We start from the raw sequence: 19,818 nt of genomic DNA on the forward strand, positions 1-19,818 counted from the left end.
AATGATAGTACGTAGAACACTTAGCGTTATACTTTTGTTCGTATTTTCCTTTTACGCTCCTTTACAAGCTGCGGAGCATTACTCCCAACCTTCTGGGATAACCATAAAAGCTAAAAATGAAACCCTAGGGGAAATAATAAAAGATATAGAAGCGAAATCCAATTTCGTATTCATACAGACCGGATTAAACACCCGGGATTTAAGCATAAAAAGAGATATTGAGGTTATAGATAAGGGAATTGAGGAAGTATTGAGGTTGCTGCTAAAAGATACTAACGTGCAATTTAAGGTAATAGACAGACAGATTGTTTTGTTTAAAAACAAAGAGGTATCCTCAGCACAAAAGTTAACTGATTTTATACAAGCCCTTATAAGTGTGTCCGGCTCAGTGGTAGATGCCTCAGGGATGCCAATTGGAGGCGCAACTATACAATTGAAAAATAATACAAAGAGATGGGTAACCGCCGATTTTGATGGACATTTTTACATGGATGATATACCTAGTGGTAGTGTATTGGTGGTCAGTAGTATGGGATTTTTAAAAAATGAAATAACTGTAGATAGCTCGGGAGAGCTCTCCATAACATTGGTGGATGACGTGCAGGCATTGGAAGAAGTGGTAGTAACCAGTAATTATGGTACTGAACAAAAAAGATCCAATTTGGTGTCCAGTGTATTCCAAGTTACAACAAAGGACATCGAAAACCTGCCCCAACAGCGTATCGATAAAATGTTGGAAGGCTTGGTCCCAGGTTTGGAGTATATGCCACAGAGCGATAATGCTTCTAGTGCTAGACCGAGGCATTCTGTTACCATTAGAGGTGAGGCCTCCCTGGCAGCTTCAAATGAGCCGTTATGGATTATAGATGGAACGCCAATGTTTACAGGGGATAAAACAAATTTAATCTACGGCATGCAGACCAGCGTTAGTCCTTTATCCTATATTAACCCAGATGATATAAAGTCTATAACCGTATTAAAGGATGCATCGGCCACTTCGTTATACGGTGCCGATGGTGCTAACGGTGTTATTTTGATAACGACTAAGCAGGGGGCGATTAGTAAGCCACAGTTTAATGTGTCCATGCGTTCTAGTGCTTCACATATAAATAAGGGGACCAAATTTAAAATGTTGAACAGTCAGCAATATTTAACCCTGGCAAAGGAAGCATTTATCAATGCAGGAAATCAGGAATCTCTTTTTCCTTTTACTGACAGCGAAAATAATAACTACTCTACAACAAACACCGATTGGTACGATCAGTTTTTTGGTACGGGACTTACTTCCCAATTAAATGTATCTGCATCTGGTGGCACAGAAAAAGCTACCTATTATATATCTGGTTCTTACTTCAACGACGAGAAAACATTAAAAGGAAATGAACAACAGAGAATTTCCTTAAGGTCTCGAAATACGATAAATTTAACCGATCGGCTGAAGATAGATGTGTCCTTGGCAGGATCGTTTAATACGAACACTCTGTTTACCCCCGGAGATGACTATTATGAATATTTACCCATTATTTCTCCTTATAATGAAGACGGTAGTTACCGGATGACCTATAAAATAATTAATGGCAGATTGCCTGATGGAACCCCAAAATGGGTGGAAAACAAGTTTTTCAACAGTTTGGCAGAAAGGGAGCAGAATGACAACAATCAAAACACCTTTGCCCTACAGGGAAATCTTAAATTATCGTATGATGTAACCAACGATCTATCCTATACTGCACAGGTAGGTACGGATTACCAGAGCAGTGTAGAGAAGCGATACAAATCCATGTACAACTGGTCTGGCAAGAACATTAATGGTGATGCCACTGGGTATGCTAATTGGGCTCATGCTAATTTTATCAATTGGCATGTTATTAATAGACTAAATTATAGTAAAAAATTTAATGCACATGCTATAAGTGCCGTTGCAGGTATAGAGGTTGTTTCCCGTAAAAACACCTTTGTTGGTTCTTATGGTTCTGGTTTTGCCAATGATAATTTAAGAACCGTAAGCAGTGCGTCCTATACCACAGGAGGCGGTAGCGAGAGTACAACAAAAAGTGCATCTTATCTTGGGCAAGTATCTTATACTTATGACAATCGTTACAACCTTGTTCTCAATGTTAGAAAGGATGGGAATTCCAATTTTGGAAAAGACGTAAAATGGGCAGACTTTGCCTCTGTTGGCGCTTCATGGAATATTCATGAAGAAGATTTTTTTAACAGCAACTTAATTAATACGCTTAGCCTTAAAGGGAGCTTTGGTAGCAATGGAAATTCACGAATCGGCCGTCAAGAATCCTATGGGGTCTACGCTATAAATGATTCGTATCAGTACAATGGGATCCAGGGAGCGGGAATGTCAAAGGGTCCCAATCCAAATTTAAGCTGGGAAACAACTTATATGACCAATATAGGATTAAGATTGGCATTGTTTAATAACCGCCTCGATATTTCCCCTGAGGTTTACAGAAATAAAACCGTGAATCTACTGAGCAATCTGGATGTGTCTAGGACTACTGGAAATACTAGGGTTTATAGAAATGTTGGGGAAATAGAGAATAAAGGTATAGAGGTTACCTTGCAATCCGTAAATATCTTGTCCGATAATTTTAAGTGGAGAACCACTGTAATGGCCTCGCATAACCGAAATAAGCTATTAAAATTATACAACAGTATTCCGAAAAATTTAGGAAATATCCGATGGGAAGAAGGGAAGAACATCAACACCTATTATTTGGTAGAATGGGCGGGTGTAGACCCAAGGGATGGATACCCAATGTGGTACGATACACAAGGAAATATAACGAAGGAATACAGTGTTGCTAACAGAGTAGCTAATAAAAAATCCACTCCAGACCTATTTGGCAGTGTAATAAATAATATTGATTATAAAAACTTTGATCTACGTATAATGACAAATTATACGATAGGGGGTTATGCATTTAGCTCGTTTGGTAGAAATGTAACCTCAGATGGATTAAATATAATGAGCGAAAATCAATCTGTTAACCAATTGGACCGGTGGCAGGAACAAGGAGATTTGGCGCTGTCGCCTAAACCGCTTTGGGGAATAAGCACCCAATCCGTAATGAATTCTACAAGGTTCTTATATAGTAAAACCAATATTAAGTTGCAGAACATCTCTTTGGGATACTCCCTGAATAATGATATAGCCCAATCCCTAGGCTTCAAGGCAGTTCAATTTACATTAATTGGCGACAATTTAATAGTATGGACCCCTTATGACAAAGCGGATAGGAATTCATATAAAAACAATATGAGCGGATATCCAATGGAACAAACAATATCCCTAGGGCTTAACGCCACTTTCTAAATTTTAATAGTATGAAATTCAGACAATTATTTATAACAACAATTTGCGCATTTGCTTTAACTAGCTGTGATAGCTTTTTAGAGGTAGAAGAGGTTGGAAAATCTTCAATACCTGTATTTTTCACTGATATGAATGGGGTAAGGGCTGCCATTCCAGGGGCATATAGTTCGGTTTATTCCTACTACGACTTTGGGTATGTACTGTATCCCGATGTGACAGGGGATATGTTAAGGTTGAATATTGTTGGCGAGGATACTAAAATGGTGTCCGAATACAATTATAATGCAACCCCTGAGGATGAAATTACTCCTGTAGGTCGTATTTGGAGGGATGCATATGAAGCATTGGCCAATGTAAACAATATCATAGAATACTATCCTTCCCTTCTAGAAAAATTCCCCCAAAATGTTAACGAGCTTGCCGGGATAAGAGCAGAAGCCCTTTTCTTGAGAGCACTAATTCACTTTGATCTGGTAAAAGTGTATGCACAGCCATATAATTTTACACCAGATGCATCGCATCCTGGAATTCCTGTTTTGTTAAAAACTCCTGGACCAAACACTATAACTGGTAGGAATACCGTAGCAGAAACCTATGCACAGATAATAACAGACTTAAAGGAATCAGCCACTTTATTTGATACTGGGAACGGAACCGGGAACGGGTCCAATTACTATGCTTCAAAATTGGCCGTTCATAGTTTGCTATCTAGGGTATCCCTATATATGGAAAATTGGTCCGATGCAGCTAGTTATGCAACCCTTGTAATTAATGAAATAGCGCTGTCCAAAGGGCAGGACTATTTAAATATGTTTAATACTATAGCTACCTCCGATGAAACTATATTTAGGTTAAGCGGAAAGTTAAAAAAATCTACAATTGGAACATTTTACAACTTAAGCAACCCTACTGGTTTTGCGGATGTTAAACTGGTAAACCTATTGAATGAAAATCCAGAAGACCTTAGATTGCAATTAATACAGCAAGCTCCAGGAGACCAAACAGCCCCTACATTAAAATATTATAAACCAGGAATCTCAGAAGGGGAACTGCAACATGATATTTTAATTTTTAGGGTTTCAGAATTGTACCTGATCAGGGCCGAAGCTAATGTTAATATGGACAAGACAGACTTGGCCAAAACCGATTTAAAGGCCATACAAGCAAGGGCACAACAGAAAGAAGTTTCGGAAATACAAATTCTGGAAAATGAGGTCTCCGCCTTACGGGAAATGATTTGGGACGAAAAAGCAAAGGAGTTTTGTTTTGAAGGCCATAGATTATTTGACTTAACCAGAACAAAACAGGATATGGTAAGGGATAATGCTTCCACTTCGAGTATAAAAGAAGTCCAATATCCAAATTATAGGTTTGTACTTCCAATCCCACAAACAGAACTGAACGCAAATAAAAATATAATCCAAAACACTGGTTACCAAGAGTAATAGGTGAAAAAATAGAAAAAGATGAATAAATATTTAATTCTTCTGTTATTATCTTTCCTAATAATGAGTGCCTGTGGCAAGGATGAGATTAGCACTTATGACGAACCCTTTGTCCATATAAATTTTAACAAACAAGAGAATCTGAATATTAGGTCCAATAGAAAGGATGTGGTGTCTTATTATGTTTACTTAAGCTCTAAACCACTTACGGAAGACCTGTACGTAGATTACTCTTTAATTAAAGGGGATGGTCTAACAGAAGGGGTAGATTATAAGATTCTTACAACAGAAAATCCGTTGCACTTCCCTACGGGCATTTATCAAAGACCAATACAGATACAATGGTTGGAACGTTCAGTAGACCCCACAATGGATAACACGCTAACAATTAAGTTAGACTCCAATAACTTATCCATCTCTACAGGCTTGCCTGGACCAAGTCATAATCAAAGTAAATTAATGTTTAAAAAAGTAAATAATTAACACATTGAAAAAAATTCACCTCGGGTTCCTATTACTACTATTTACGACCAACAGTTTTTCCCAAATACTCGTACAGGATAGTGTATTAGTGAAAAAGTCACTTCCCAATGGTCTCACCTATTATATATATCCTACCGACAAGGTAAAGGGCGAAGGCCATTTCAGGCTATTGGTTAAAGTGGGGTCTGCCCAAGAAACCAAAAAGCAGCGTGGTTTAGCGCATTTTTTAGAGCATATGGCATTTAATGGCATTAAACATTTTGAAGCCAATAAATTGATAGATTTTTTGGAATCGAACGGCTCCAAATTTGGACATGATTTAAACGCACATACCTCGTTCCTAGAAACTGTTTATAAATTAAAAATACCTACCCATAATAAATCAGTGATAGATTCTACACTTTTAATTATGTCAGATTGGGTAAACGGGATGTTATTAGATAGTACCGAGGTAGAAAAGGAAAGAGGAGTTGTATTATCTGAGTGGCTGTCAAAGCAATCTCCACAAGCTAAAAATGGGGAGGTTTTTCTAAATACTCTTTTAAACGACTCTAGATTCTCTAAGAGAAAAGTGATAGGCGATACAACAAGCCTAAAAAACTTTAAACTAGAGGAATTGCGAAATTTTTATCAAAAATGGTATGACCCTTCTTTAATGGCAGTAGCCGTTACAGGTGACGTAAACGCGGCGGAAATAGAAGCGGAAATTATTGCGAGGTTTGGAAATATACCCGCATCCTTTCCAAAGGTAGAAATTTACAATATAGAAAATTATAAAAAAGACAGCCTAATCGTTTACAGTGACGAATGGGTGAAGAAAACAGAATTAAATCTAATTCAGCTTAGAGACCCTTTAAAAAATGTAGATAACAAAGAAGCGTATACCCACTATTTAACCCGAAGTTTGTTAAATCAACTGACCTCTCAAAGGTTCTCCTCTTTGTCCTTTAATGATCCCGTTTATAAAGATGCAAGTATTAGCGTTGGAAATTTCCTACCAGTAAAAGGAGCCTTTTACGCCTCCACAACCCTAAAGCCTGAGTTTGTTCTAGCGGGTATAGATCAATTTAATCAGCATTACAAACAAATAATGGAATATGGATTTACCCCATCAGAAATAGAAAAGGTAAAAACAAAAATGCTACACTCTTTCCAAGGAAAGGTAAAGAGGGAACGTGTTCCGTCTGCCTCAGGGATTATGGATCAAATAAACCAAGACTTTTTCTATGGAAATAAAATCATTTCCCTACAATCTGAATTGGCCATGATAGAGGACAATTTTAGCAAGATAGATTCATTGACCTTACTAGGGGAGTTGAAAAAAACAAATGATCTGGGTAGTTTTAGATATCTTTTGACCACTAGCAACAAACTGGCCGAGAATTTACCCGAAACCCCTGTCTTGTTTTCACATATCCATAATCGAGATAGTATTAGCGTTTCTCCCTATAAAAATACGGTTGTTGTCCCCGATGATCTGCTCAACATTACTCCTAATTCTGGTGAGGTTGTGAAAATTAAGGAATTGTCAGAAATAGGGGCTAAAGAAATTTATTTAGACAATGGCGCCCTTGTTATTTATAAGAAAATAGATTCTGCTGAAGACAAAATAATAATATCAGGTTTTAAGCAAGGAGGATATTATGCGTTGGATTCTACCAATTATGTAAATGCCATGTACGCATCTCCTATTGTGTCCATTAGTGGGTATGGAGATTTCTCAAGAGAAGCGTTAAGCGACTATTTAACGGGAAATAGTGCAAAGGTACAGTTGCTGATAGATAAAACTAGGTCTGGCTTTTCTGGAAGTGCAAACAGTAATGATGCTACTGCTCTATTTGAATTATTTTATTTAAAATCCGTTCACCCAAAGGTAGATACTACCCTTTTTGATCAAGTTAAGGATCGTATGCTGAAATCTTTGGAAAATAAAGAAACTACTTCTAAAGATGCATTTTTTGAGGAATTAAAGTATTTGATCAGGGGAAAGGATTATACTACTAAACCTCAGACCGTTCAAAAAATACAACAAAACCTAACCATAGAGTCTATCGAGCCCATTTATAACAGTTTTTTTGGGGTAGCGGATAATTATGTTATAACCGTATTAACGGATCAAGAATTGCCAGCTATTTTACCATTGATAAAGACCTATTTCGGAGGCTTACCAAAAGGCAACATTAGCAACTCGTATACGTACAAACCTAAACCTATACTTAAGAAAAAGACGTCTTTGGTAAAAAATACTGGAGAGTCACCCAAATCTATAGTATCCCTTGTTTTTCAACAGGACAAGCTTCAGAGAAACATTCCTAAACTACAAGTCGAGAACGATCTTTTAGAGTCCATTCTAAAATTAAAACTCACTAAAAGGTTAAGGGAAGAGCTTGGGGTAGTATACGGTGTAGGGGTCGCAATAAGTAGTACTAAACATCCTGTTCCTTTAAGTAGACAAACCATCAGTTTGGTCTGTAACCCAAAAGATGTGGACCTCATCACCTTCGAAATTAGGCAAATAATAGAAGGTATTGTTAATGGCGATATCGAGTTTGACCAAGATTTGATGAAGGTGAAAAACAACTTAATAAAAAACCACAAGTTAAAAAGTCAAAGTAATTCCTATTGGACAAAGGCCGTAAGAGATTATTACTTTAACGGATATCGCAAGTGGAATTTCACCAACAACTATGAGGATATGGTGCAAAGTGTAACCCCTAAAAGCTTAAAAAAGAAAGCTAAAAAGTATTTTATAGTAACACCAGAAATAAAAGCAATCTTGAATCCAAAACCATAACAAATTTTTATTAACTATTAATTAATTATTATGAAAACTATTTTAAAGAATTGGTCCCTAGTAGCCTTGAGCTTATTTATTTTTATAAGTTGCAGCTCAGATGACGTTACCACGGAGCCCGAACCAGAAACACCAGCAGAGGTTTCAATAACTACCTTCGGATTTTATAAGGAAGACAATCCAGAAGTATTGTTTAACGACTATGAAGTTGAGGTAACTAACGAAGCAATAACAATTAACCTACCCAAGGAAACCGATTTAACCAATTTGGTGGCGCGTTTCACAACTACGGAAAACGATATTGTAAAAGTAGGAGGAGTAGCGCAAATAAGTGGGACTACCGCTAATGATTACACCGGATCTGTAGAGTTTTTGGTTTCTGAGAAAACTACAAATAAAATATACACGGTAACAGTAGGGAAAATGGCCAGTTCGGTATGGAGTAAAATCGGAGCTTACCTAGATGATTCCATGAGAGAAATATCTTTGGCAATAGACCTAAAGACGTCAGACCCCTACGTGGCCTATATCGGATCTAGGGAATCTAGCGAAGAAAGAAAACTCAACTTAATTGGATACAAAGGTGAGGATTGGACCAGAATTGGCGCTAAGGATTTTTCACCTAGAGCTAATAGTGTAGAATTGAATTTTAATAAAGAAGGAACGCCATATGTTATCTTCCAAGATTATGATGCTGACAAACAGGCTTCAATAATGTCTTATGAAGCTAATTCATGGGCTTATGTAGGTGGGGCTCCATTTTCAGGAGTTAAAGTAGGCGGAAACACATTGGCCATTGACGCTGACAATACCCTTTATGGTTTCTACCAAAATGATGTTTCTCGTCATGAAGATAGGAGAAATGTGTTCTTAAAAACTTCCACCAGTGGCAGCTGGTCAGACTTACCCATAACCGGTAGATCAGGAGCAACTAGGATCATAACTTCCAAATCGGTTAACAACGAAGTCTATTTGGCCGTTATGGATTTTGGGGATAACCAATTTATATCCGTATATAAATACGCAAATGGTACATGGGAAGTGCTAGCCGATAAAATGAGAGATGGAGAAGACCATACTGTCTATTTTCACAACCTAGTAATGGATGTAGATCAAAATGGAAATGTATATTTAGCGTACGTCGAAAATACAGGGACAGCCACCGACTTCCAGTTAAAAGTGAAAAAATACTCGAAGGAATCTAGCACTTGGAGCACATTCGGAGATATGATAGTTACCACAGAGTTGCGTGATTTTGATATAGCCGTAGATAATTATGGTACCGCAATGTTATTTTATAAAAACGAGACGAGTACACCTGTATTTGTAGCCTATGACAATGATGTTAACAATTGGGGCGCTGCAGTGACTTTTGAAAATGTAGAGGCAGATGAATTAAATATCGTCGTAGCTCCCGATGGCATTGCCTATGCAGCATATTTGGTGGGAGACCAATTATATTTACATAAATATGCTTCTCCAGACAATCAATAATATAACTTATTAATTTAACTTATAATAAAAGCGGAGTTTATCTCCGCTTTTATAGTTTTCGGTACATTATGGCAACACAGCTTAGAATTTTAATAGTCCTTATCCTCGGGCCCCTACTTCTAATAGAAGGTGTTTTCGCCCAAGATGAACCCCAAATGGTGCAGGGAAAGGTTTTTTTGGATAGAAATCAAAACAACATTTTGGATTCAAAGGAGCAAGGGCTAAAAAAAGTATGGGTTTCCAATGGGGATACTATAGTACAAACTGATAAAAAGGGAAATTATAGAATTAGGGCCAAAAAGGGCCAAACAATATTTCCTATTATACCTTCTAAATACACATATACCAATAAAAACAATTGGTGGCATATTATGCCAGATAGCTGGACAAAAGAAATTTCTTATGATTTTGGACTTATTAAACAAGAAATCAAAAGAAAATTCAAATTCTTGGCAATTGGGGACATACAAGTAGGTGATACCACGGAATTATTACAGGCAAGCAACTCCATATTAAAAGAGCTGACAAATAGGAACGATTACGACTTTAGTATTTATCTAGGTGATTTGGTAAATGATAGCCCTAATCTTTTTAAACCCTTGAATAGAATTATTCAAGAAGCGGATAATCAAGCTTGGACGGTATATGGAAATCACGATAGGAATTTTAATGCCGAAAGGACCGAGCAATCTAATTTATATAATATAAATTTTGGTCCTAATACCTATGCTTTTTTCAGAAATAAGGTATTGTTTATATCATTGAACAGCATATATCCCATTGGAAAATATGGTTATGAGGGTATATATGGAAAGGAACAATTGCGTTTTTTGGAGTCTCTGGTTCAAAAAGTTCCCAAAGATCATCCAATTGTCATTAATCAGCACATACCTTTTGTTGGGATGAAAAATAAAGACGAGGTGTTAAACATATTAAATGAGTACCACAAGGTTTTATTCTTAACAGGACACACCCATACTGTTTTCCAAAATTACATAAAAACACCAGCCGGTAATACCATCCACGAACTTACGGCAGGAGCGGTTTCTGGCTATTGGTGGACGGGGCAAAAAAGTTGGGAGGGAATACCTTTAGCATTAATGAACTGTGGCACGCCAAGAGGTTATTTTGAAATAGACTTTGATAAAGAGAGTTACACCATTAAATATAAAGGAGTAGGTCTTCCTAAAGAGCAACAACTTAGTGTTTGGGCCGGGGAATACAATGGGGAACCCTCCTCTTTCCTGTCCGAGTCCAATGAATTTTATGTAAATATATTTTCTGGTTCGGATCGTACCTCCGTTGCAATGAAATTTCAACAGGCCCCTATCCAATATTTAGAAAAGGTAACTGAGATGGATCCATTTGTTGCCTATATCAGACGTTCACAAAAAGACCAAAAAAGCCCCGACGGCCAAAGTAAAAGCTCACCATATTTGAAAAAACACTCAAGACACCTTTGGAAGGGAAAACTGCCAAAAAACACAGTACCTGGTATCTATAAAGTTGAGATTTTAGTACAAGATCCAAAGTTAAAGGACTTCCATCAGAGTATATGGATATGGAAAAAATAAGTATTCATTGTAAAATGTCATGAAGACTAATGGCAAGGGAGAAAACATGGTAAGTAGTATGTGGCGAGCCCGTCTTTATTAGCAAGGATATTTTGGTGATGTGGACAAAGTTAGATTTCCGCGAAGTCGGGAGACTTTGCGGAGCGGTTATTTTGGTGATGTGGACAAAATTAGATTTCCGCGAAGTCGGGAGACTTTGCGGAGCAGAGTTGTTGGTTATCCAGCTAAGACCAAAAATGAGTAAGTACACGGTAATGTGAATAATTAAAGACAGATTATTCCAAAAATCGTGATCTTTAATAACAATTCCATATGCTACAATTAATTCGGAAATACAAAGAATAAAACCAATCAAACTAGAGTTATTTATTGGGATATTAATTTTTATTTATATATCTCAGCTCCAAGGCATCTGGACTAACTGTGCCAATTGATTTTTTATAGTAATAATCTATTATTTCGTTTTCCAAAAAATACTCCAACTCATCTAAATCCCGGTTTTTCTCGTACAGGCGATATGCCCTTGTGGCTATGCGATCTATAAATCCCTTTAAATTTCCATAGGGTTTTTTAACTACCTGTATGGAATTGAATTGGGCAAATTCATTTTCCATCCATCGATGTCCAAATAATTTTTTACTCCTTTCTTCATGATCTGCCATCAATTGGGTAAAATCATTTCGTTCTGCTTCGGTAGGTATTGGGTTGTCTGGGGTTTTGGTAAGAGGATGTTCATCTAGTTTTATCTTGGTCTCCACAAAAAGAATTTCAAGCTTAAAATCAATTTTTCGCATGTCTAATTTAATCTCGGATATCACATTAAAAATAGAGGTATTAAGCAAAGCTTCAAATTCGCCATAATCGTACAGGGTTTTTAAAAATACTATCGCCTTTTCTTTATACTCCCCACCTTTTCGCTGCTCTTTTACAAGTGCCAATAACATACCTAGTTCATCTTTTTTGTATTGCGGTATATTGGTAAATTGCGGACTTTGGAAAACGAGGGTCAATTGCCTGTTAATTTCTGGTATGGTACCGCTATAGGAGACATTTCTGTAGCGGAAATTAAGGATGCTTTCCTTAGATCTTGAACTGTGGCTTCGGGCATTTCGGTTTCCAGGATGGAACTCCAACTTAAAATTATCAAACAAATAACTGTAACCGAAGGTAATGGTAAAATCACGAGAGTTATTTAAGTCCGTCTCCCGAAAAAGCGCCATAAAATTAAGGCTGAGGTTATGTTTCTTTAGTAGGGAGTAATTGCTACCCAATCTAATATTATAGACATTGTTCTGTTGTTCTCCATTGGCTAAGGAAGTATTGTAGGAAGTAGATAGATTGGCGCGCAATTTTTTGTCAAAATATTGTTTTCCCACGGCTAGAGTAGGACCAAGAGTAAGACTGTTGTCGGTTACGCCAATAGTGTTGTATGAGGTGTTAGCCGCCAAAGTAACCGTCATGGCCTGCTCTAAATATCCCAAGGTATAGGCTGCCGAACCGTTATAAAAGGCATTGCTGCCGCCTTCTATAGTCTGACCTTCTTGCTGGTTATTTGAGTTTTGATAGACTAAATTTAGGTTGGCGCTATGTTGCTTGTTCTCCGTCTTTTTTACGATATAGTTAAAACCAAGGTTGGCGTTCTGAGAGATCTGCCGGTAGTTTAAGGTATCAACATTATCGAACTCCCCAACCTGGTTGATATAATCGAACTGATCACGGATATTGGTATAAGATTGAAAATTGGAATACGCTGCATTAATGCCTAATCGTTCTGATGCCGTATAATTTAGGTTGATGGCACTTACAATACGTTGTTGATCCGATGTCTTAGCATTATCCAAATTATCTTTTTGCAATCCCGCATTTACACTGAGGTTAATTTTATTGTTAAATAAGGTCTGACTGGCATTCATTGTAATGTTTTCCAAGTCATTATTGAAATAATAGGCGCCAAGGGTCTTGTATTCAGGATCTATACGTTCATAGCCAACTCCCAAGGTGCCATTGCCGGCAGGATAACTAAAAGTAGCGTTTAGAGCGTTGTAATAATTGGTGGTGATGTTTTCCTTTAATACAAAGGAAAGTATGCCCTTGGATGCTGGAGCATCGTGGAGGCGGATATCCTCGGTAACTCCGGAAATTGCATATTCTATCTGGATTTGGGCTTTGTCCAATACTCGGAATTCGGACTCGAAGGAGAGCACGGTATTTTCTTTTGGAGATAGTCCCAATTCCATAGGAAAGGGATTCACTATGGAGCTTTCCTCGTCGGTAGCTTTAAAAAGGATGAGTCCCAGTTTCATGAAATCGAAATCATAAGCGACTTTCACCCCGTATCCCATACGTTTGTAGGCGGTTATTGCCCTAGGTTCCTCCGCATTGTACTCTGTAGCCTTTAGGAACCTTCCATACATAGCGCTGATTTGAAACTTCCCCTCGGGGTTCAGTTCAAATCCACCCCCTGTAAACTGATGTCCGCTTAAGGTGTAAGGGGAGAAGCTCATACTTACATCTCCAATATGGGCAGTAGCCCATTTGTATGAAGGGTGTAGGCTTAGCCTATTGAAGTTAAAGGGATTGGGAAAATCAAAATTTTGATTGGAATAGGTAAACGATAATGGAATATTATAAAGTCCGGCCACATTAAAATTGAGGTTGCCTGTGAGGTAATAAGTAAGGTCCTGTCGGTTGGCTGTACCGTCGTAATAGACCGCATTTGTGGCAATCCCACCATTATATCGCAACCATTTTTCCTTATCCAATTCGTCAAAATTGATGCTTTGGGAAAAACCTAGCGTAAAGAAGAGCATAAAGGGGGCAATGAGTTTAAACAATACCGTGTCCTTAAGTCTTAAAAAAAGTTAAAAATTTCTTAATATCCTAATTTTTTCGACGAACTGTCTTGGTGGATTGTAGTATTTAAACTTCTCATTATAAGGCAATTCGTGCTAAAAGCACATGGTTTTTTGCGGTTGACCTTGAAAAAGTACGTAGGTAATGAGTATTAAAAGCTGAGAGGGATTTTAATTCGGGCTGGGGTGCAGACTTATTTTTTTATTTTTAATTATAATATGACGATCAACTTTCATTCTGAGTAATTCCGTCGCAGGGTTTTTGTTGTTCAATTATTAGCTGCTAATTTTTTAATTCAATATTTCTCTTACTCCATTTAGGTATGAGTGTGACGCCTGTCTACCGACATAGGAAGGCTCGCGCTACCAAGTAATAATCGGCCAAAATCTTTTAGCGATCCTCACATCGATTTTATTTTTGATGCTTCAAATCAACAAGTTCACAAAACATTATATTCCACTTCCCTATCTAGAAGTAAAATGTTATTTAGCATTAAAAAACCACCCAGTTTAGATTTCCTAAACTGGGTGGTTTTATATTTTCTTCGATGGGCTGGCCTAATAAAGGTCCTATGTTAATGCTGCCGTTTTACTATTTTTTTCGGATATATTGGGCAGGCTGGCCTTCCTTGGGGGTAGCATCCTTAATAAACTCCCGAATATGCTCATTGGAAGTAGCAAGATCCTCGTTTCTTAAGTACATCATATGGCCACTGCGATACCCCTTCCAACTCATGCGATCCTTTAATTTACCGCTTGGATCCATTTGCCATAGGTTGTACTTGGAGTTAAAGTAATCCGTACCCCCATCGTAATAACCCGCCTGTACCATGATTTTTAAATAGGGGTTTTGTGCCATGGCCTGTCGTAAATCCTCTCCGGTGGTATTGTTGCTCCTGTCCCATGGATGAACGGGTCCAAACATATTATACTTTAAATCAGTAGTGTAGTTAAGGTGATTTTTCATGTAATAATTAATGGCTGGGGTAAAGGAATGCAACCAGCTGGTAAGCTCGGCTGAATAATCAGGACGTTCGCCCGCATCGCTTTTGTCCAAACCAAGGTATCTGGAGTCGAGCCTTCCTATGGTGAAGCCTTCATCGCGCAGCAATTCCTTCCAGAAAAAACCTTTGGGAATCCTTAAATTATGCTCCAAAATCACTTTTTCGGACAATCCCGTATATCTGGCGATCTGGGTAGCTATTTTCTGTTTTTCAGCTTGTGGAAGAAAGCCTCCCTTGGCCATTGCGGGAATCAGTTCGTTAACGGTATATTCCTCTACTTCTGGCAACATATCTGTCAGGTCTTTTCCCTGAAGGTCCGATGGGAGTTTTTTGTAAAACCATGCCGTAGCGGCATAATAGGGAAGCAGATTAGCGGCTTCAATGGCAGTGCCCCGCTCTATGCCTAATTCTGTTGGTGATACTAGGATAACACCGTTAAGGTACATCCAATGCGAGTTCTGTAGTTCTAAAGACAGTCCAGATACCCTGGGGGTGCCATAACTCTCCCCGATTAAATATTTTGGGGAGGCCCATCGGTTTTCACGGGTAACAAAGGTATCAATCCAACTGGCTAAATATTGGATGTCTTGTTTTACCCCAAAAAAGGTTTTTGCCAATTCCTCCTTATCCATGGTGCTTATAGCTCTGGAATATCCTGTGTTCACTGGGTTTACATATACAATATCGGCTACATCCAAAATGGAATGGGGATTGTCCTTAACTCCATAAGGTTGTAGCGGATACCCTTCATCATCTATGGCTAGGATTTTAGGGCCCGTATAGGCAATGTGCATCCAGACCGATGCTGAGCCAGGGCCGCCATTAAAGGAAATGACTAGGGGTCTTTTTGACCTGTCTGTAATGCCCGCCCGCTCATAAAAAGTATAGTGGAGGCCTGCAATTATTTCGCCTTTATCGTTCCACACCGGTTGTTTTCCAGTAGTGGTCTTATATTTTACGGGTACTCCCTTTATAGTAACCTGCCCAGTTGTGGTTACCGTAGTATCCATACTGATGTTATGCTGTTGCGCGTGTAATGAGAAAGCAAAAAGACTGCAAACTAATACGATCGGGTAAATTCTATTCATTATGATCTGTTTTGATGCCTTAAAGATACTCATCTTTTATAATGTTCCCGGCTTCAAGGGAGTTTTGAAATGTATGGGATGATTTGGTTTTGGAATGGTGCATTTTTATCCTTAGTAATTATATATTTATCACATAGTATAGATCAAGATTTAATACAATCTTTATGCGATAAATCTAAAGGGAGGATATTATTCGACTTTTAACCACCCTTTTCTATTTCGCAATACCTTCTTACTAGGTTTAGCACCTTCTTTTTCCAGTAATTGAATGGTGTAGCCGGGGTTTTCCGTTAGGATCACCGTGGTAGATTTTGGAATACTAAAACGAGTATAGGCAACTTTTAGGGTGTCCCCAACTTTGTATTGGGAAATAAAATCGCTAAAATTCTGATTTGGGGCCAATGGTGTATTATTAACGGCCATTATTACGTCTCCCCTTTCTAGACCGGCCTTATATGCCGGACTCCCTATTTGGGTATTGCGCTGTACAATGCCCGCTCCAAATTGGTTGATGGCTACGCTAGCACCAAAATAGGGCTGATTAGTAGCTTGTTTTAAAACTACACCTACAGATTGTAATAGGTTTCCGTAATTGGGCATTTCACTCTTGTAGATATAATAATCAAAAAAATGGTCGCCAAACTCCTTTCCTGCATACTGTACCAGAGTTTGGTGTAGGGCTGCTATGGTATAGGGGGTCTCACTTTTACCAAAGGTTTCCCAGACTAATTTCATATAATCATCAAGATTTAGTTTGTTTTCCCTTAGGGATAGGTCCAACGCCAATCCCAGAACGCTGCCATAGGAATAATAGGAGATAAATGTATTGTCCCTATTTACAGGATCTACGGAAGTGGCGGCATCTACAAATGGCGCCTGATAACTCATTTCTATAGGATTAAAAAATTGGCGACCCGGAGAATTCCAAACATAATTAAAAGTACCTGTCAGTCCTTCTATGTATTCTTCGGGAGTAATAATTCCTGCTCTGCTCAGTATTAAATTGGTGTAATAGCTGGTAAAGCCTTCTGCAAACCAAAGTTCCCCGCTCATATTGGCTTCAGCATAATTAAAAGGCTCTAAAGATTGGGGTCGGATCCGTTCTACATTCCAAGCATGGAAAAATTCATGCGAAACCGTACCAATATTATTTCGCATACCACCTTCTGCTAAACCTTCCCTATCGGTAAGAATGGTAGAGTTTCGGTGTTCCATCCCGTCGCCTGAGACATTGGGGATGTAGCAGGCTAAAAAGGTGTATTTGCCAAAATCGAAATTAGGCAGTTCCCCAAAAACGTCTTTTTGTGCCAGCACTATTTTTTTTACCTGTTCAAAATAAGTGTCCAGTTCTGATTCCGTTCCGTTATGGTGCAATACAAACTCAATTGTTTGGGACTTACCATTTTGTTCTACCTCAAATTGACGAAGGGAATAATCACTAATTTCTATAGGGCTATCCATAAAATATTGGAAATCGGGAGCCCTAAACTGGGTTTCCGATAATTGTTCCAATTGTGTGGCCACTTTCCAGTTGAGGTCGTTCCGCAAATCAATCGCTACCATAATCTCGCGGTCAGTCAATGTTGGAGAATAGATAAAGGTTGCGGGGATATTCAAATGGGCATGGGTCTCATCTACTTGGGCATAAGTGCCATCGCCCCTATCCGCATAAAGGGTGTAGCTTACATTCACTTCCCCATTATGGTCGCTAATGTCCCATTGATAGGGGTTGGGTCTGTGGATTTTTAAGTTCTTTCCCGTGGCATCCGTAGCCTTAAGATTATAGACGTTTTTGGCAAATTCGTGAATCGCATAACGGCCGGGGGAGGAGCGTCCCATCCGCACCGAAAAAATACCGGGCCCCACATTGGTAAATGTTGCTTTTATCTCTGCCTCGTGGTGTACTGCATTCTCAAAAGAAATCTGGTATTTTATGGCTTGTGCCTGTAGGTTTGCGGTAAGGATAAGGGTCAAAATACCAAAAAAAATATTTTTCATAAGAGGATACTTTTTTTTATAGCTTTTATAAGCGATATTGTTCATTAACTTCATGCTTGCGAATATACTATTAAAAAGAGGAAATGCTACATTTGTACTATGGTGGAATTCCCTATAAAAATGATGACCAAACTAACCGAAAGACAAGAAAATAATGCCTTTCGTAAGTTGCCAATGCCCAAGAATTTGATTGATTTTTCTTCTAATGATTATTTGGGTTTTGCCAAAAATGAGAGTATATTTAAAAGCGCCACTCAGCTTTTGGAAGACAAAGATATTAGGGCTAATGGCGCCATAGGATCTAGGTTACTGACTGGTACTTCTGAGTTTCATACTCAGTTGGAATCTGTAATGGCCAATTTTTTTCTGTCCAAGGCAGCCTTGGTATGTAATTTGGGCTATGATGCCAATATCGGTTTCTTTAGTGCTGTTCCCCAGCGGAACGATATTGTGCTATACGATGAACTATGCCATGCTAGTATAAGGGATGGAATTAATATGGGGCTTGCCAAAAGCATCAAATTTAGGCACAACGATCTTAACGATCTAGAGCGTAAACTAAAGCGATTAGAGGAAAGAGCGATTGCGATTTTGCCTACATAGTTTTAATGCTAAAAAGGAGATCGATGAAGTATTAAGTTCATTGTCTAATTTGTTGTAAACGGTTAAAAATGAAACACACGGAATTTTTTACTCTGGCTACTTTTGAATATGTGGCTGATGTCCAGATCCTGAGAGGGCGGTTAGAATCTGACGGGATACGCGTATTTTTGAGAGATGAAAACACTCTTAATTCCGACCCCATGATCAGCAATGCCATAGGGGGAGTGAAGCTGCAGGTGTATTACACCGATAAGGAAAGGGCCGTGGATATATATAATGATATAAGGGCCTATGCCGTTGATGACTTTGGAAACTTACGGACTTGCCCCAATTGCAAAGCTCAGAGAATGGAAGGTTATTACAACAGGAAGGGGCTGTTTTATAAACTTTTTCCCTTTTTTGAAAAAAGAAAGTATAAATGTTTAAATTGTGAATTTATAACCAATCCTCAATAAAATGAAACAATTTTTTGTTACCGGAATATCTACAAATGTGGGCAAGACCATAGCTTCTGCCATAATAGTCGAAGCTTTGGAGGCGGATTATTGGAAGCCAGTACAGACTGGGGCGGATAAAGATAGTGATGCCATTACAAAACTTATATCGAACCAAAAAACCGTAATCCATAAAAATAGCTATTCCTTAAAGGCTCCATTGAGTCCGCATGCCGCGGCTAAGATGGAAGGTGTTTATATTGATCCCAACAAAATATTGGAACCCGTTACGGAAAATCATTTGGTGATCGAAGGGGCCGGTGGGGTATTGGTGCCTTTGAATGATTCAGATACCATGTTAGATATCATTATGCCTAACTACAAGGTAATTGTGGTGTGTAAGCATTATTTGGGTAGTATTAACCATTCCTTGTTAACCATTCAGTGGCTGATTATAAAGGGATATGACGTAGCGGTAATATTCAATGGAAATCCAGATCCCCATACCGAGGATGTAATCATTAAAAGAACTAAGGTTCCCGTAATTGGCAGGATCGTGGAGGAGGAATACTTTGATAAGGAGATCATAAAAAAATATGCAGACGAATTTAGGGAAGCACTTTTGACTTTGTAGTCCCTTTTTGGTCACGATTAAAACCTTTAAAAAAGATTTAGGCATTGGATCGTGCTCCTTAAAAAATAAAATACCATCCAGACT

General features: G+C 38.3%; 12 protein-coding genes. 9 read left to right on the forward strand and 3 right to left on the reverse strand.

Annotation, left to right across the window (positions count from 1 at the left end; translation table 11 throughout):
- Position 1 precedes the first annotated feature (1 nt).
- The 6 genes from KCTC52924_RS07810 (at position 2) to KCTC52924_RS07835 (ending at position 11,121) form a co-directional block, all read left to right on the forward strand.
- The gene (locus KCTC52924_RS07810) at positions 2-3,331 is read left to right on the forward strand and encodes a SusC/RagA family TonB-linked outer membrane protein (protein ID WP_370671527.1); all 3,330 of its coding nucleotides are present in this window, start codon (positions 2-4) and stop codon (positions 3,329-3,331) included.
- Between the two features lie 11 nt (positions 3,332-3,342).
- Positions 3,343-4,776: a RagB/SusD family nutrient uptake outer membrane protein gene (locus tag KCTC52924_RS07815; protein ID WP_251806166.1), complete on the forward strand. Its 1,434-nt coding sequence runs from the start codon at positions 3,343-3,345 to the stop codon at positions 4,774-4,776.
- A gap of 21 nt (positions 4,777-4,797) precedes the next feature.
- Positions 4,798-5,259, forward strand: coding sequence for a hypothetical protein (locus KCTC52924_RS07820; RefSeq protein WP_251806167.1), 462 nt, complete (start codon positions 4,798-4,800; stop codon positions 5,257-5,259).
- Positions 5,260-5,263: 4 nt separating this feature from the next.
- Positions 5,264-8,053 (forward strand): pitrilysin family protein, encoded by a 2,790-nt coding sequence (locus KCTC52924_RS07825; protein ID WP_251806168.1) that lies wholly within the window; start codon positions 5,264-5,266, stop codon positions 8,051-8,053.
- Between the two features lie 30 nt (positions 8,054-8,083).
- On the forward strand, positions 8,084-9,547 hold the full coding sequence (locus KCTC52924_RS07830) for a hypothetical protein (protein ID WP_251806169.1): 1,464 nt from the start codon (positions 8,084-8,086) through the stop codon (positions 9,545-9,547).
- A gap of 68 nt (positions 9,548-9,615) precedes the next feature.
- Positions 9,616-11,121: a calcineurin-like phosphoesterase family protein gene (locus KCTC52924_RS07835; protein WP_251806170.1), complete on the forward strand. Its 1,506-nt coding sequence runs from the start codon at positions 9,616-9,618 to the stop codon at positions 11,119-11,121.
- A gap of 377 nt (positions 11,122-11,498) precedes the next feature.
- Here the strand turns inward: KCTC52924_RS07835 and KCTC52924_RS07840 are convergent, their stop codons facing one another.
- The 3 genes from KCTC52924_RS07840 to KCTC52924_RS07850 all read right to left on the reverse strand — a co-directional run bounded on the left by KCTC52924_RS07840 (position 11,499) and on the right by KCTC52924_RS07850 (position 18,063).
- The gene (locus KCTC52924_RS07840; RefSeq protein ID WP_370671528.1) at positions 11,499-13,931 is read right to left on the reverse strand and encodes a hypothetical protein; all 2,433 of its coding nucleotides are present in this window, start codon (positions 13,929-13,931) and stop codon (positions 11,499-11,501) included.
- A gap of 634 nt (positions 13,932-14,565) precedes the next feature.
- Complete coding sequence (locus KCTC52924_RS07845) at positions 14,566-16,065, reverse strand: S10 family peptidase (protein ID WP_251806172.1); 1,500 nt, start codon at positions 16,063-16,065, stop codon at positions 14,566-14,568.
- Between the two features lie 189 nt (positions 16,066-16,254).
- A complete protein-coding gene (locus KCTC52924_RS07850; RefSeq protein WP_251806173.1) occupies positions 16,255-18,063 on the reverse strand; it encodes a M61 family metallopeptidase in 1,809 nt (602 codons plus the stop codon).
- A gap of 120 nt (positions 18,064-18,183) precedes the next feature.
- On the opposite strand from KCTC52924_RS07850, the gene KCTC52924_RS07855 reads away from it, so the two are divergent.
- From KCTC52924_RS07855 to bioD, 3 genes are all read left to right on the forward strand, one after another.
- Positions 18,184-18,666, forward strand: coding sequence for an aminotransferase class I/II-fold pyridoxal phosphate-dependent enzyme (locus tag KCTC52924_RS07855; protein WP_251806174.1), 483 nt, complete (start codon positions 18,184-18,186; stop codon positions 18,664-18,666).
- Positions 18,667-18,734: 68 nt separating this feature from the next.
- Positions 18,735-19,121, forward strand: coding sequence for a DUF2007 domain-containing protein (locus KCTC52924_RS07860; protein WP_251806175.1), 387 nt, complete (start codon positions 18,735-18,737; stop codon positions 19,119-19,121).
- Position 19,122: 1 nt separating this feature from the next.
- Positions 19,123-19,734 carry a dethiobiotin synthase gene (gene bioD / locus KCTC52924_RS07865; protein ID WP_251806176.1) on the forward strand — a complete coding sequence of 204 codons (612 nt, stop codon included), beginning with the start codon at positions 19,123-19,125 and terminating at the stop codon, positions 19,732-19,734.
- Positions 19,735-19,818 lie beyond the last annotated feature (84 nt).

Source organism: Arenibacter antarcticus, assembly GCF_041320605.1.
Lineage (GTDB): Bacteria > Bacteroidota > Bacteroidia > Flavobacteriales > Flavobacteriaceae > Arenibacter > Arenibacter antarcticus.